We start from the raw sequence: 13,618 nt of genomic DNA, 5'->3' as shown, positions 1-13,618 counted from the left end.
TTCCGCACAGGATGCGGAACCCCTTTTTCCTTTTCAGGCAACGAGCGTGCGGAGAAGCCTGGCGGTTTGCCGAACGGACAGCCCTGGCAAATATGCCCGGCTGAGCGCAGCGCCGATCGCGGGAATCTCCAAGCTGTCCTGATAGTACATATACAGGTTCCTATACTCCGGCTGGAACTTCGATTTGAAGCGGGCCAACGAGCGGAATCCGTAAACAGGTTCCAAGGTCCTGCCAACAAGGTCAAGAATCCCTGCCATTCCGGCATCCCCGGTGGAAAATTCCCCTGTCTCCCCAGCCAAGGGTGAACCCGACAGGGAAATGACTTCCACTCCCTGGCGCAACTCCTGCACCGCTGAGGCAATCATGAATTCCATGATGCCTGGGAATGCATCACCCCGCCGGCGCATGAAGTCCAATGTCCAGCTAATCACCCGGCCCTCACGAAACACGGGCAGCCAACTGGTCACCCCGTAGACAAACCCTTTGCTGTCGACAGCTATGCAACAAAGCACTTCGTCGTCCATCAGTTCGTCGAGGGAACCCAGGGTAAAGCCCATTTCAGGTACCTTTTTCCTGGCGGCCCATTCTTCCGACACCTCGCCAAGCTGGGAACGGATGTGCTGGGAGAACTCGGAATAGCGTCCCCACCGGGCTTCAACACCGGCCTTGAGCGCCCGGTTCTTGGCCGTGCGGACGTTTTGCCACGCTTTGCCGGTGAACTCAAGATCACGGATGGAGAGCCGGGTTTCCTGGGCAACGGCAATGCGGCGAAACCCCGTGGATTGCAACATCGGCCACAATGCCTCGGTACAGGAGTAGAGGCACGGCACCAAGGCGTGGTCCGCGCAGTAGTCAAGAAAGCCTTCGGTCGCTGCCCGGGCCTGTTCGGGAACGCCGAACGGACCGGCAAGGGTCAGTGCGACGTTTCCGTGCTGCTGGTAGGCAATGCCAGCGTCCATCCCCGGAGTGAACCAGAACTTGTTCGGCTCCCATAGCGACATCCAGGAGAGTGACTCTCCGCCCCGCTTGACCAAATCCCTTGCCGCTAGACGGGCCGGATCGTCTCCGCCTGGACCGTGTTGCCGTTTGAGAAGCAGTGTCCATACAGCGGCGAGTGCCACAAGCCAGAAAATAATCCCGGACCAGGCGAACAATATTGACTCTGCGGCGCTGCGCTCGGCGAACACGCGTCCGAAAGCCGTGGGTATCGGCAGCGGGAGATACTGCCGGGCGAGTTCGGCAATGAGCCCCAGGATGCCGCCGTCGTGCGCCATACCGCCCGAGCCGAGCCAGGCCCCTGTGTAGGCACTCGCCAATACCAGCAACGTTCCGCCAACCAGCCACGCCATCTTACGGCGAAGAGGCGCCCTCGATCCCACGACAAAGTTGCCCCTGAACAGGAAAAGCAGAACTGCCAGGATGAGCGGAACCAGCGCGAGAGTCAGGATATGGAACACTGCGGACCCAAGAACCACAGTGCGGCCCCGTCCTGGAAAATGCGGAATGCTGGCAAACAAAACCAGATAGGCCAAGGACAGCGCCACCACCCCAAGCTGCACTCCGATGGCGATCTTCAGGGCCAAGCGCCTTCCTTGGCGCATGCCCACCGCACAAATGAGGAGAAGCAGTGCGGGTACCACGGCAAGAGCCACGCCGGCTGGCCCGGGATAGCCCTGCCGCCCAAGCTCCAGGCACGTGATGTCCACGGTGCCGCCACAGTTCGCCTGCAACTGCGTGAGTGTCGGAACGGGGTTCAGGACCATTTCCCTGAGCAATGCCAACGGCCCTGCCGGGCTCCGCACGGCGCCTGCCACGAGGGGCCCGACGCCGAAAATCGCCACCATGAGCGACAACAAGTTTCGCGTCTCGCGCCTGGTCGCCCGATGGCTCGGTTGAATTCCTTGGTCGAGTTGGAGCCAGAACCCGGCTCCGAGGCCTAGCAGCGCACCAGTCAGCGCCATGACGGCAGAAGGGTCGCCAACGTACAGGACCAAGAGAAGTGCCAACGACACAACCGTTGCCCTCAACCGCCGACGCCACAAAGTGGGTAGAAGCCCGCTCGCGGCCATCGAGACGAAGAGGGTAGCCGGAACGGGACCCGAAGTCCTGGCATCCATCATCCGTCCCAGCCAACCGTCGTCCGCGTAGGCCGCAAGCTGGACCACCAACAGAAAAGCAGTGACCGTGGCAAACTGGCCGCCAAGGAAGCCTGCTGCCGTTCGGAACCATCCCAGTTTGCGCTCTGAAGAGCCCAGCAACACGACGAGCAGCAACGAACTCGCGACGTAGTCGAAGGGGTTGGCGGCAAAGAACATCGATGTCCAGATGGACCACCAGTCCCCGGACTTCAATCCGCCACCGCTCACGCTGGTCAGGTGACGCAACACATCTGGGCTGGATGCGATGTCCGGGTCGAAGATGGCCGGAGTGAGCAGATAGAGCGCTAGCACCCCCACAGTGAACGGGATCGCGCCAATATGGACAGCCACGTTTGCAACCATGGCCCGGACGAGCGCTGCCACCACCTTCCGCGCTGGCTTGGAGTCCTCGTGCGCAGCTGCTTGGTCCTTGGACAATTGAGCTTCCTGGGTGCTCACGGTGTGATCCCCCATCGAGGAGCCAGGAAATCCAGGGCAGAAGGAAACTCTTGCACGGCCACGGCCCACGAATGACCGGCGCCGGCAACTGAAGCCTGCCTGATGTCGAACCCTGAACCGCGGGCTGCCGCCGCAAGCTCGGTGGCGAAATGGCTGAATTCGCTATCAGCGCTACCGACCGCGATGAAGGCCGCATGCCCGGCGTAGTTTTGTTTTTTCATCAAGATCAGCGGTGTCAGGGCATCGAAAGCGGCAGAGTCTCCGCCGAATGCGGTCTGGATGGTCCGCTGGCGGTCCGGACCAAGCGAAGGCTCCCGCTCGCCCGAGAAGGCAATGAACGAAGGATAGATTTCAGGATGCAGGGTAGTCATCTGCATGGCACACGTGGCACCGAAGGAAAACCCGCCGACTGCCCATTTCCTCGGATCCGCGGAGACCTCGAGAGTCGAGTTGATCCATCGCGGAACATCGATAGAGAGGTAAGTGTCGGCACGGGCGATCCGGCTATCCATGCAGATGGTGTTCGCGGTATCGGAGCCGTTGGGATCGACCACCACCACGACCGGCGCCACTCCACCGTGTTTTGCCGCGAAGGTATTCATGGTCGGTTCGAGCAGGCCGCCGGTCAGCCAGTCGGCGGGACGTCCGGGCTGGCCGGCAAACAGCACCAGCACTGGTAGTTGGGTGCGATCGGCGACCAGATAGGCAGGCGGCAGATAGATGAAAGCATCCTGTGCCTTGAAACCGGATTCGGTCCCCGGAATCGATGCCCGGCGGACTAATCCCCCACCGTGCGCCCACGCTCTCAGGCTTCCGGAAGCACCCTTCTTGAACTCATCCCCAAGTTCCGGGATCCGCCCCACATTGTGGCCGAAGAGATCAGCAGCCGTGTGGTTGAGGCCGAAATAGCTGTTGATCTGAAGCGCAGAGAGCAGCAGGACAGCGACGAACGAGGCGGCAGCTGCACTCCTGCCACGCCACGAAGAGCGAGGGAGCCGGACTAGGAAGAGGGCCAGCGCTGAGAAAGCAACCACGGACCACGCGAGAACATCGAAGGGGAGGTCCTCAGGGAACACTGTGAGAACGTTGACGAGCATCCAGTGGATGAACGCCACAACTCCACTTGCCATCACGACAGCCACAACAATGGAGAGTACCCACCGCCAGCTTCGTCGAATGAGGAGGAACGCGCCCCCGGCGATTCCTGCGCCAAGGATGGTCCAAAAGAATGGACCATCAACAAGGCTCACTTTGTCGAAATAGTCCACAGTCCTCAGCGCCAGGTGCCGACGCCCACCACGGGGCCGGCTTCCAGCCAGGAAGACAACCCGGTGTAGGCATCAAATCTCATGGCGAGCATGAACGACTGGCCTTCATGCTGCAGCTCCACGACCACGACGTCGGGTTGTAGCCTCGTGAGTTCTTCCTCCGTTGGTTTCCGGCGGCCTAGGAGCTCCAAGGAGCTACGGCGGAAGCTGTGCCTCGGACGGAAGCTGAGGGAGAGCAAACGGAACCATTCGAGCTCCGAGTCCTGATAACGACAAACCCCCATCCGCCAGCTGTTTCCAGCCATGCAAATGGAGGCGTCAACCGTGCCCAGGGCGCGCCGCAAATTGAAGCGGCGCACCCCTACGAGGCACAGTGTAAAAATCAGCAACGCAAACGCCGTTGCCAGGGCGATGAACGGAATAGCAGAATCGTCCATCAAGGTCTTGCTATCGGATCCCCGCAGTAGCTGCTTCGCCCAGCTGGGCGTTGTCAGCGACGATCACCACGCGGTTGTTGTCGACGGAGAAGAACCCGCCGTCCACAACTACCGACAGGCGGTCTCCGGAAACCGGCTCGATGGCCAGCTCGCCCTCGGCCAGGATGGCGAGGAGCGGCGAGTGGCCCGGCAGGATCCCGATTTCACCATCGCTGGTGCGGGCCTTGACCATCTTGGCCGCACCGGACCACACAAAGTGGTCCGCTGCGACAATCTCAACCTCGAGCTCAGCCATACTACTTGGTCTGTTCCTGGATCTTGGCCCACTGGCGCTCGACGTCATCCAGGCCGCCGACGTTGAAGAACGCCTGCTCTGCGATGTGGTCCAGCTCGCCATCGCAAATGGCCGTGAAGCCTTCCACAGTGTCCTTGATGGAGACGGTGGAGCCCTCGACGCCGGTGAACTGCTTGGCGGTGTAGGTGTTCTGGGACAGGAACTGCTGGATGCGGCGTGCGCGCGACACGACGATCTTGTCTTCTTCAGACAGTTCGTCAACGCCGAGGATGGCGATGATGTCCTGGAGTTCCTTGTTCTTCTGCAGGATCTGCTTCACACGGACAGCCGTGTTGTAGTGGTCCTTGCCGATGTACTGGGGGTCCAGGATGCGGGATGTCGACGTCAGCGGGTCAACGGCCGGGTACAGACCACGGGAGGCGATTTCACGGGAAAGTTCCGTGGTCGCGTCGAGGTGTGCGAAGGTGGTCGCCGGAGCCGGGTCGGTGTAGTCATCGGCGGGCACGTAGATTGCCTGCATCGACGTAATCGAGTGGCCCTTGGTCGAGGTGATGCGCTCCTGCAGGAGGCCCATCTCGTCGGCGAGGTTCGGCTGGTAACCAACGGCGGACGGCATGCGGCCGAGCAGCGTGGAAACCTCGGAACCGGCCTGGGTGAAGCGGAAGATGTTGTCGATGAAGAGCAGCACGTCCTGGTTCTGCACATCGCGGAAGTACTCCGCCATGGTGAGCGCAGAGAGTGCGACGCGCAGACGCGTTCCCGGCGGCTCATCCATCTGGCCGAACACAAGGGCGGTGTCCTTGAGGACGCCCGCCTCTTCCATTTCAACCCAAAGGTCGTTACCTTCACGGGTACGCTCGCCAACACCGGCGAATACCGAAGTACCACCGAAGTTACGGGCAACACGGGTGATCATTTCCTGAATCAGAACGGTCTTGCCAACACCGGCGCCGCCGAACAGACCGATCTTTCCACCCTTGATGTACGGGGTGAGAAGGTCGATGACCTTGATGCCGGTCTCGAGCATCTCCGTGGAGCCCTCAAGGGACGCGAAGGCCGGAGCCTTGCGGTGGATCGGCCAGTAGGCGTCAGCCTTGATCTCCGACTCGTCGACGTCCAACGGCTTGCCGAGGACGTTGAAGATGTGTCCCTTGACGCCGTCGCCAACGGGCACGGAGATCGGGGCGCCGGTGTCCTGCACGGAGGTACCGCGGACGAGTCCGTCGGTGGCCTGCAGGGAGATGGCACGAACGAGGTTGTCACCCAGGTGCTGGGAAGTCTCGAACGTGATGGTCTTGGTCTCACCGTTGAGGGTTACCTCAGTGGTAAGCGCATGGTAGATCGACGGGATTGCGTCAGCCGGGAATTCGACGTCGACAACCGGGCCGATGACACGGGCAATGCGGCCGGTGGCGCCGGCCGTTGCAGCTGCGTGCTCGGTAGCGGTGGCAGTCATCTCTCTCACTTCACTCAGTAGATGGCGTGGGGTTAAGTTTATCTATTTGGTGCAGGTGTAGCTTGCGCCGAATCATGCACCGGCAACTACGCGCTCAGGGCGTCGGCGCCGGCCACGATTTCGGAAAGCTCCTGCGTGATCTCAGCCTGGCGGGCCGTGTTGCGCAGTCGCGTGTACTTCTTGATCAGTTCGGTCGCGTTGTCGCCTGCCGACTTCATGGCGCGCTGGCGGGCCGCGAGCTCGGAAGCCGCTGCCTGCAGCATCGCTGCAAAGATGCGGGATTCGATGTAACGCGGCAGCAGTGCGTCAAGCACCTGCTCCGATTCCGGTTCGAACTCGTACAGCGGCAGAAGCTCGGCCTCGCTGACTGTCTGCTCTTCAACTTCGAGCGGCAGCAAGCGAACAACTGTGGGTTCCTGCGTCACCATTGACTTGAAGCGGGTGTAAACGACATGGATCTCGTCGACACCACCCTCAGCGAAGTCGTTGGCGAACTCTTCGAGAAGAGCAGCACCGATTTCCCTGGCAGTCTCGAATTCCGGTGCGTCCGTTCCGCCGGTCCACACGCGGGAGTACGAACGGCTACGGAAGTCGAAGTAAGCCTGGGCTTTACGGCCAACCAGGTAGGTCTTGACTTCCTTGCCCTCTGCGCGGAGAAGCTCGTTGAGTCCTTCAGCCTTCTTGAGCACGCTCGCGGAGTAAGAACCAGCCAGGCCACGGTCCGAGGTGATGACAAGGACGGCGGCACGGCGGATCTGCTCCGGCTCGGTGACGAGCGGGTGATCGATTTCGCTCTGGCTTGCGACAGCAGAAACAGCACGGGTAATCGCGTTTGCGTAGGGCGTCGAAGCTGCAACGCGGGCGCGGGCCTTACCGATGCGCGAGGTAGCGATCAGTTCCATCGCCTTGAAGATCTTGCGCATCGACGTCGTCGAGCTGATCTTCTGACGGTAGACCCGGATCTGGGCTCCCATACATTTCCTTTCCTAAGATCCCGATGGATCAGCGGCTAAGGCTTTGGCGAAGGCCCCGGGCCTGCGTTCGTACGCAGGCCCGGGGACCAATGCTCTAGCGCTTCTGCTTGACGATCTTTTCCTGGTCGACTTCGCCGCCGGAGATCGCTTCGTGCTCTTCGTGTCCGGCACCGACCAAGCGGTCGTCGCCTTCGCCGAAGAAGCCCTTCTTGAAGGCAACGATGGCTGTCTTCAGCGCTTCAGCGGTGTCGTCGTCCAGGACGTTGGTCTGCGCCAGCGTGGTCAGGATGGAGGACTTGTGCTTGAGGTGCTCCAGGAACTCAGACTCGAATCGGCTGACATCCTCAACGGGGACATCGTCCAGGTAGCCCTTTGTACCGGCCCAGATGGACACAACCTGGTCCTCGACCGGGAACGGCGAGTATTGGCCCTGCTTGAGCAGTTCCATCAGGCGGGCACCACGGGTCAGCTGCTGGCGAGAAGCCGCGTCAAGGTCGGACGCAAACATCGCGAACGCCTGCATGTCGCGGTACTGTGCCAGGTCCAGCTTCAAGGTACCGGAGACCTTCTTCATGGACTTGACCTGCGCCGAACCACCAACGCGGGACACGGACACACCGACGTCAACAGCGGGGCGCTGGTTGGCGTTGAAGAGGTCCGACTGGAGGAAGATCTGGCCATCGGTGATGGAGATGACGTTGGTCGGGATGTAGGCCGAGACGTCGTTTGCCTTGGTTTCGACGATCGGAAGACCGGTCATCGAGCCTGCACCCAGCTCGTCGGAGAGCTTGGCACAACGCTCCAGCAGACGGGAGTGCAAGTAGAAAACGTCACCCGGGTACGCTTCGCGTCCCGGCGGGCGGCGGAGCAGCAGGGAGACTGCACGGTAGGCTTCAGCCTGCTTCGACAGGTCATCGAAGATCACCAGTACGTGCTTACCGCCGTACATCCAGTGCTGGCCGATGGCCGAGCCCGCGTACGGAGCCAAGTACTTGAAGCCTGCCGGGTCGGATGCCGGGGAAGCCACGATCGTGGTGTACTCCAGCGCGCCGTGGTCTTCCAAGGTCTGGCGGACAGCGGCGATGGTGGAAGCCTTCTGGCCGACGCCGACGTAAACGCAACGGACCTGCTTGGTGACATCGCCCGAAGCCCAGTTGGCCTTCTGGTTGATGATGGTGTCCACGGCGATGGCGGTTTTGCCTGTCTGACGGTCACCGATGATCAGCTGACGCTGGCCACGGCCGATCGGAATCATGGCGTCGATAGCCTTGAGACCGGTCTGCATCGGCTCGTGGACCGACTTACGCTGGGTCACGCCCGGAGCCTGGAGTTCCAGTGCACGGGTGGTCTCGGCCTTGATCTCGCCGAGGTCATCGATCGGCTGGCCCAGCGGGTCAACTACGCGGCCCAAGAAGGCGTCGCCAACCGGGACAGACAGGATTTCACCGGTGCGGTGGACTTCCTGGCCTTCTTCGATACCGGTGAAGTCACCGAGGATGATGACACCGATTTCGCGGACGTCGAGGTTCTGGGCCAAGCCCAGGGTGCCGTCTTCGAAGCGAAGCAACTCGTTCGCCATGACCGAGGGAAGGCCCTCAACACGGGCGATGCCGTCACTTGCGGCGGTCACGCGGCCGACCTCTACGCGTTCTGCGTTTCCGGGTTCGTAGGACGCCGCGAACTCGTTCAACGCATTACGGACGTCGTCGGCGTTGATGGTCAATTCGGCCATCTGCAGTCCCTGCTCTCCTGTTTTCGTGATCATCGTTGCTCACGATGACCGGTGTTTGTATCAGTTAAGTTGTGCTTGTCTGGCTAGCCAGCGAGCTGCCGGCGGAGCTCGGACAGGCGGGCTACAACGGAAGCGTCAAGCACTTCGTCTGCCACCTGGACCCGGATTCCACCGATCAGAGTCGGATCAACGCTGACGTTGACCTTCAACTCGCGGCCGTAGAGGGCATCAAGCCCGGCCTGCAGACGGCTGGCCTGCGCATCCGTCAACGGACGGGTGACGCGGACAGTTGCGATCCAGCGCTGCTGGCGCTTGGCTGCAAGCTTGGCGAAGTTGTCGATGAGCTTGCTCGGCTTGACGCCGCGCGGCTGCGACACGGCCTGGCCGATGAGAAGTTGGGCTTCCTGGCTTGCGCCAGGAACCAGCTTCTCCGCCAAGCTGATTTTGGCCGCAGCACTTGCCTGCGACTCTCCCAGAGCACGTTGTACCTCGTGGCTGGAAGCAACGGCCTGGTTGAAAGCAAACAGATCGTTTTCCAGCTCTTCCAGCCCCGTAATTCCGGAGGCAGAAACGGCCGACTTGTTTTCAGCCACGGCGATGACCACCGTGGCGGCAAGAGTCTCGAGTGCATCGCCGATATCGCGTGCCGATGCCCAGCGGGAGCTGGCCAATCCGCTCGCGATTTCCGCAGCATCAGCGGAGACTTTCCCGCCAACCAGCTGCTTGACCAGCGCCGACTTTTCTTCTCCGCTGCGGGAAGGGTCAGTCAGGGCGCGGCGCAAGCCAGCCGAGCTGTCCACCGTTCCCAGGATTCCGAAGAGGTCCTTAGCCAACTGCAGCGAGGCAACCGGAAGCGTGGCTTCCAACTGCTCCAGCGCTTTGGTCAGCGATTCGCTCGATACACCTGCCATTACTTAGCTGCACCTGCGCTCTGAGTCTCCAGATCTGCCAGGAAACGGTCCACCACGCGGGCGGCACGCTCGTCATCGCTGAGCGATTCGCCAACGATGCGCTCGGCCAACGTCGTGGCCAAGGTGCCCACCTCGGAACGCAGGGAGACAACAGCTGCCTGACGCTCCGATTCGATCTGGGCGTGTGCCTGCTCGGTGATACGCGCCGACTCGGCTGCTGCCTTGGTCTTCAGCTCCGCAAGGATCTGGGCACCTTCGGCACGAGCTTCTTCGCGGATGCGGTTGGCCTCGGCGCGGGCGTCGTGGAGCTGCTGCTTGTACTCTTCAAGAGCTGCAGAAGCTTCAGCCTGAGCCTTTTCAGCCTTGGCAATGCCACCCTCAATCGCCTCTGCGCGCTCGGCAAAAGTCTTCTCGAACATCGGGACAACAAACTTGACCACGATGTAAAAGAGGACCGCGAAGCCAGCGAGGACGACGCCCATTTCCCAAGGGTTGGGAAGGAGCGGATTAGCCGACTCGGCGGCGCCTTGAGCGGCGGCTGAGATGATCTGCTGATTCATTTTTCACCCGTCCTTATCTACTCGGTTCTGAATGTTCGCTTGGTTCTTAGCGGTTTACTTGAGAACGAAAGCGAAGACCAGGCCGAGGATGGCGAGGGCTTCCGTCAGAGCCAGACCAAGGAACGCGATCGGCTGGAGCACGCGCTGGGCTTCCGGCTGACGTGCAACACCGTTGATGTAAGCAGCAAATACGAGACCCACACCGATACCACCGCCGATGGCGGAGAGACCGTAGCCAATGAGGTTAAGGGAGCCGTTGATGTCGCCGTTCATTGTATTCCTTTCAAGATGCCGCAGTCGCGGCAGGTTGTTTGGTTTGCTTCAACCCCCGAGGGGGAAGATTGAGGGTTGTGCCTAGTGGCTGTCGGCGTGGAGTGCGCCTTCGATGTAGATCGCAGTCAGAAGGGTGAAGACGTATGCCTGCAGCACCATGATCAGGGCTTCGAGCATGTACATGGCGATGGCACCTACGAGGACCAGCACGGAAGCACCCTTGAGGAGGACGTTTTCCTGTGAGACAAGGAACTCGATACCCGAGCCGGCGATCATGACGATGAGGTGTCCGGCCATCATGGTGGCGAAGAGACGGAGGCTGTGCGTCACCGGCCGGACCAGGAAGTTGGAGATGATTTCGATCGGTACGACGATCGGCAGGATGAACCACGGGACGCCTGAAGGAACCGTGGCCAGCTTGAAGTACTTCAGGCCGTTCTTCTTGATGCCGATGCCAATCCAGGTGACATATACAACCGCGGCCAGAACATAGGCTCCGCCGACGTGCGAGAAGCTCGGGAGCTGGATGACGGGAATGGCGCCGTAGATGTTGTTCACCAAGATGAAGAAGAACAACGTGAACAGGAGCGGTACGTACTTCATGAAGTCGCGGCCGCCGATAATGTCCTTGGCGATGCTGTTGCGGACGAAGCCGTAGGCCATCTCGCCTGCGAACTGCAACTTGCCGGGAACCAACTGCTGTTTGCGTGCAGCGGCGATGAAGAATGTAGCGATAAGGACGACCGACAGGATCACCAGCAACATCTGCTTGGAGAAGCCATCGCTCGCACCCCACGGCAGGATAGCCGGCAGGTGCATTTGGTCGATTCCGGGAGGAGTGAAGGTCCCTGAATCCTGGGCCGGGAGCGCAAGCGCGATCAACGCGTTTCCTCTCTGCAGTGTCCATCATTGGGCGTTGTTGAGGATCCGGCCGCGTTTCCTGCAGCCATTTCCCGTGTGAAATTATTTGGCATTACTGTCCCCGTCGTGGGGCGGGCCGCTGTGTGCTTTGCTCTCACCAGCTGAAGACCGTTGACTGGTAAGGCCATGCATGTGGGAAAGATAGAACCCCCCTGCGGCTCCGAGCAGAGCGCCAACGAGCACAATCCAGCGAGTCCCCCACAGAATATCCAGACCCCAGCCTATCAAACTCCAGACTATGATTCCGCCAACAATGTAGCTAAAGACGGCAATGCCGGCGTTGTATCCGCCGTCGCTTCCGTCGCTCACTTGCTCAGTGGAATCGCCGGGTTTTGCGGCACGGGGCGTGGCGGAGTGTCCTTTGTTCTTACGAGTGAACATCGTCGCCTCCTTTGCCTGCTGCGCGGTCGTTGTAGATCTGGAGCCGCGCTTTGCTGAAGCCATAGATTTCGGCGGCCTGCCAAGAGACGACGGCAACGACGGCCCCAATCACGAACCAACGTCCGTGCAGCCATGCGGGGGCTCCTAGGACGAACAGCACCACGGCAAAGCCGACCACCTTGACAAAGTAGCTGGCGACTAAGAGGCCTACCGCGCCGGAGGGGTTGTCCCGGCCAACAAAATGGCCGATCAAAAGGCTGATGGCAAAGAACGCCATCACCAGCACGCCGCCGAATGCGGCAGAAAGCACTCCTACGCCACCGTTCATGACCGCCGCAACAACCGACGTTGCAGCAAGAGCCGCCACCGCCGCCGCCGAGCTGAGGAAAAGGAGCCGCAGCCAGAGCGAAGAAGTGGAGCGTGGGGCAGCAACGCCGCTGGAGTCGGACTGCTGTCCGCCGGCGTTGGAGGTCATGGGGATGCCAATCGTCGTGGCAAGGATGCCAAAGTCTCAAAAGGGTGGGTGCGCGGGCGAGTGACTGTCCGCCCTAGAATTCTACATGAGATAGAACTGTGATGTTAACGCCCTTGTCACACGACGTCTACCGGGCGGCGCGTCCCTTTCGGACGAAGTACGGCCAAGCTGTCACGCCGGCCATGATCAACGCGGCCAGGATGTCCAGGGTAAGGACCATTTGCCAGGGGAAGATCGCAAAAGCAAGGCCTCCGAAAGCCAGGATGCAGGTCCACACATACATCATGAGCACTGCCGTTCGGTGCGTGTGACCGAGCTCTATGAGCTTGTGATGCAGGTGCCCGCGATCGGCTGACCACGGTGATTGCCCACGTGCTGTTCGCCGCAACACCGCCAGCCCGAGGTCCAACAACGGCAGCGAGAGAATCGCGAACGGCAGCAGGATGGGGACGATCGTCGGAATACCGTTGGCGCGGTCGTAAAGTCCGGAGCTGATTTGGCCCGTGGAGACAACACCTGCCGAGGCCATCACTAGGCCCAAAAGCATGGCCCCCGAGTCGCCCATGAAGATCTTGGCCGGGAACCAGTTGTGTGGCAGGAATCCGATGCAGCAACCCACGATGATCGCCATCAGCAGCGCCGCCAGGTCCGAGCGATCAGTGAGTGTCGCGTTGCGGTGGACCCAGTATGCGGTCAGGAAGAACGCGACCCCGCCAATCGCGGCGACGCCTGCCGCCAAGCCATCGAGTCCATCGATGAAGTTGACGGCGTTCATGGTGGTCACAATGAGGAGGGCGGTAAGGACAACCCGCAGCGGTTCCGACTCAATCCGGATGGGCTCCGGAACAAACGGAATCACCGACATCTGCACACCCCAGACTGCAACGATCGTGGCGGCTGCGCACTGGCCGATCAGCTTGACCCACCATCGGATGTCCATCACGTCGTCGGCAACACCAACCGCGACGATCACCAGGGCACCGGCCAGTATCCCCCATGGCGCACCGTTTCCGTGGAAGATGTCCTTCACGAAGAACGAATTGCTCGCTACGACGAGGGCCACGGCAAAGCCTGCGAAGAGTCCCAGGCCACCCAGCCGGGAAATAGGCACAGAGTGCATATCGCGGCTCCGGATAGGGGCAAACAGCCGAAGTCTGTTCCCCATTTGGCGGGCTACCCACGTTGCGAGATAGGACACGACGGCAGCCGTGAGCATCATGAGTGAGTACATGATCACGTGGCGGCTCCTGTTGGCGGTGGTGGTGGATTTCGTCCCCGGCGAATAGCTGCCGGCACAACACCCGCAACACCTCTGCGCACCGCCGAATATTGCTGTA

The 13,618-nt window shown here is 60.9% G+C and carries 14 protein-coding genes; all 14 read right to left on the bottom strand.

Going from position 1 to position 13,618, the window contains the following annotated elements:
• Positions 1 to 33: 33 nt before the first annotated feature.
• The gene (locus HNP00_RS06485; protein WP_184737452.1) at positions 34 to 2,502 is read right to left on the bottom strand and encodes a DUF2156 domain-containing protein; all 2,469 of its coding nucleotides are present in this window, start codon (positions 2,500 to 2,502) and stop codon (positions 34 to 36) included.
• Between the two features lie 92 nt (positions 2,503 to 2,594).
• On the bottom strand, positions 2,595 to 3,848 hold the full coding sequence (locus tag HNP00_RS06480; RefSeq protein ID WP_311770510.1) for an alpha/beta hydrolase-fold protein: 1,254 nt from the start codon (positions 3,846 to 3,848) through the stop codon (positions 2,595 to 2,597).
• Between the two features lie 23 nt (positions 3,849 to 3,871).
• Entirely contained in the window at positions 3,872 to 4,303 is a 432-nt protein-coding gene (locus HNP00_RS06475) for a DUF2550 domain-containing protein (protein ID WP_184737145.1), read from the bottom strand.
• 10 nt (positions 4,304 to 4,313) lie between these two features.
• Entirely contained in the window at positions 4,314 to 4,598 is a 285-nt protein-coding gene (locus HNP00_RS06470; RefSeq protein WP_184737143.1) for a F0F1 ATP synthase subunit epsilon, read from the bottom strand.
• A 1-nt stretch (position 4,599) separates the two neighbouring features.
• On the bottom strand, positions 4,600 to 6,054 hold the full coding sequence (gene atpD, locus HNP00_RS06465) for a F0F1 ATP synthase subunit beta (protein ID WP_184737141.1): 1,455 nt from the start codon (positions 6,052 to 6,054) through the stop codon (positions 4,600 to 4,602).
• Between the two features lie 86 nt (positions 6,055 to 6,140).
• Positions 6,141 to 7,028, bottom strand: a complete 888-nt coding sequence (locus HNP00_RS06460) for a F0F1 ATP synthase subunit gamma (RefSeq protein ID WP_184737139.1) — start codon at positions 7,026 to 7,028, stop codon at positions 6,141 to 6,143.
• Positions 7,029 to 7,122: 94 nt separating this feature from the next.
• Positions 7,123 to 8,760 (bottom strand): F0F1 ATP synthase subunit alpha, encoded by a 1,638-nt coding sequence (gene atpA, locus HNP00_RS06455; protein ID WP_184737450.1) that lies wholly within the window; start codon positions 8,758 to 8,760, stop codon positions 7,123 to 7,125.
• 83 nt (positions 8,761 to 8,843) lie between these two features.
• Positions 8,844 to 9,671, bottom strand: a complete 828-nt coding sequence (locus HNP00_RS06450; protein ID WP_184737136.1) for a F0F1 ATP synthase subunit delta — start codon at positions 9,669 to 9,671, stop codon at positions 8,844 to 8,846.
• Positions 9,671 to 10,231: a F0F1 ATP synthase subunit B gene (locus HNP00_RS06445; protein ID WP_184737134.1), complete on the bottom strand. Its 561-nt coding sequence runs from the start codon at positions 10,229 to 10,231 to the stop codon at positions 9,671 to 9,673. Before HNP00_RS06445 ends, HNP00_RS06450 begins: the two co-directional genes overlap by 1 nt.
• A gap of 54 nt (positions 10,232 to 10,285) precedes the next feature.
• Positions 10,286 to 10,504, bottom strand: a complete 219-nt coding sequence (gene atpE, locus HNP00_RS06440; RefSeq protein ID WP_028264751.1) for an ATP synthase F0 subunit C — start codon at positions 10,502 to 10,504, stop codon at positions 10,286 to 10,288.
• An 81-nt stretch (positions 10,505 to 10,585) separates the two neighbouring features.
• Positions 10,586 to 11,386, bottom strand: a complete 801-nt coding sequence (atpB, locus tag HNP00_RS06435; RefSeq protein ID WP_184737132.1) for a F0F1 ATP synthase subunit A — start codon at positions 11,384 to 11,386, stop codon at positions 10,586 to 10,588.
• Positions 11,387 to 11,467: 81 nt separating this feature from the next.
• Complete coding sequence (locus HNP00_RS23155; RefSeq protein ID WP_395893790.1) at positions 11,468 to 11,806, bottom strand: hypothetical protein; 339 nt, start codon at positions 11,804 to 11,806, stop codon at positions 11,468 to 11,470.
• Positions 11,793 to 12,281, bottom strand: coding sequence for a hypothetical protein (locus HNP00_RS06430; RefSeq protein ID WP_184737129.1), 489 nt, complete (start codon positions 12,279 to 12,281; stop codon positions 11,793 to 11,795). The genes HNP00_RS23155 and HNP00_RS06430 overlap by 14 nt, the downstream gene beginning before the upstream one ends.
• Positions 12,282 to 12,408: 127 nt before the next feature.
• Positions 12,409 to 13,518 carry an MraY family glycosyltransferase gene (locus HNP00_RS06425; RefSeq protein WP_184737127.1) on the bottom strand — a complete coding sequence of 370 codons (1,110 nt, stop codon included), beginning with the start codon at positions 13,516 to 13,518 and terminating at the stop codon, positions 12,409 to 12,411.
• Between the last annotated feature and the right edge of the window lie 100 nt (positions 13,519 to 13,618).

This window comes from Arthrobacter sp. AZCC_0090 (assembly GCF_014207375.1).
Classification (GTDB): Bacteria; Actinomycetota; Actinomycetes; order Actinomycetales; family Micrococcaceae; genus Arthrobacter.
Note: the sequence above shows the minus strand (reverse complement) of the source record. Positions and strands in the feature narration are given on the sequence as shown.

Bases quoted from the DNA above. Each gene is read 5' to 3' on its own strand.
- HNP00_RS06485 (WP_184737452.1), bottom strand. From the start codon at position 2,502: ATGGTTGCAAACGTGGCTGTCCATATTGGCGCGATCCCGTTCACTGTG.
- HNP00_RS06475 (WP_184737145.1), bottom strand. From the start codon at position 4,303: ATGGACGATTCTGCTATTCCGTTCATCGCCCTGGCAACGGCGTTTGCG.
- HNP00_RS06470 (WP_184737143.1), bottom strand. From the start codon at position 4,598: ATGGCTGAGCTCGAGGTTGAGATTGTCGCAGCGGACCACTTTGTGTGG.
- atpD (WP_184737141.1), bottom strand. From the start codon at position 6,054: ATGACTGCCACCGCTACCGAGCACGCAGCTGCAACGGCCGGCGCCACC.
- HNP00_RS06460 (WP_184737139.1), bottom strand. From the start codon at position 7,028: ATGGGAGCCCAGATCCGGGTCTACCGTCAGAAGATCAGCTCGACGACG.
- atpA (WP_184737450.1), bottom strand. From the start codon at position 8,760: ATGGCCGAATTGACCATCAACGCCGACGACGTCCGTAATGCGTTGAAC.
- HNP00_RS06450 (WP_184737136.1), bottom strand. From the start codon at position 9,671: ATGGCAGGTGTATCGAGCGAATCGCTGACCAAAGCGCTGGAGCAGTTG.
- HNP00_RS06445 (WP_184737134.1), bottom strand. From the start codon at position 10,231: ATGAATCAGCAGATCATCTCAGCCGCCGCTCAAGGCGCCGCCGAGTCG.
- atpE (WP_028264751.1), bottom strand. From the start codon at position 10,504: ATGAACGGCGACATCAACGGCTCCCTTAACCTCATTGGCTACGGTCTC.
- HNP00_RS23155 (WP_395893790.1), bottom strand. From the start codon at position 11,806: ATGTTCACTCGTAAGAACAAAGGACACTCCGCCACGCCCCGTGCCGCA.
- HNP00_RS06430 (WP_184737129.1), bottom strand. From the start codon at position 12,281: ATGACCTCCAACGCCGGCGGACAGCAGTCCGACTCCAGCGGCGTTGCT.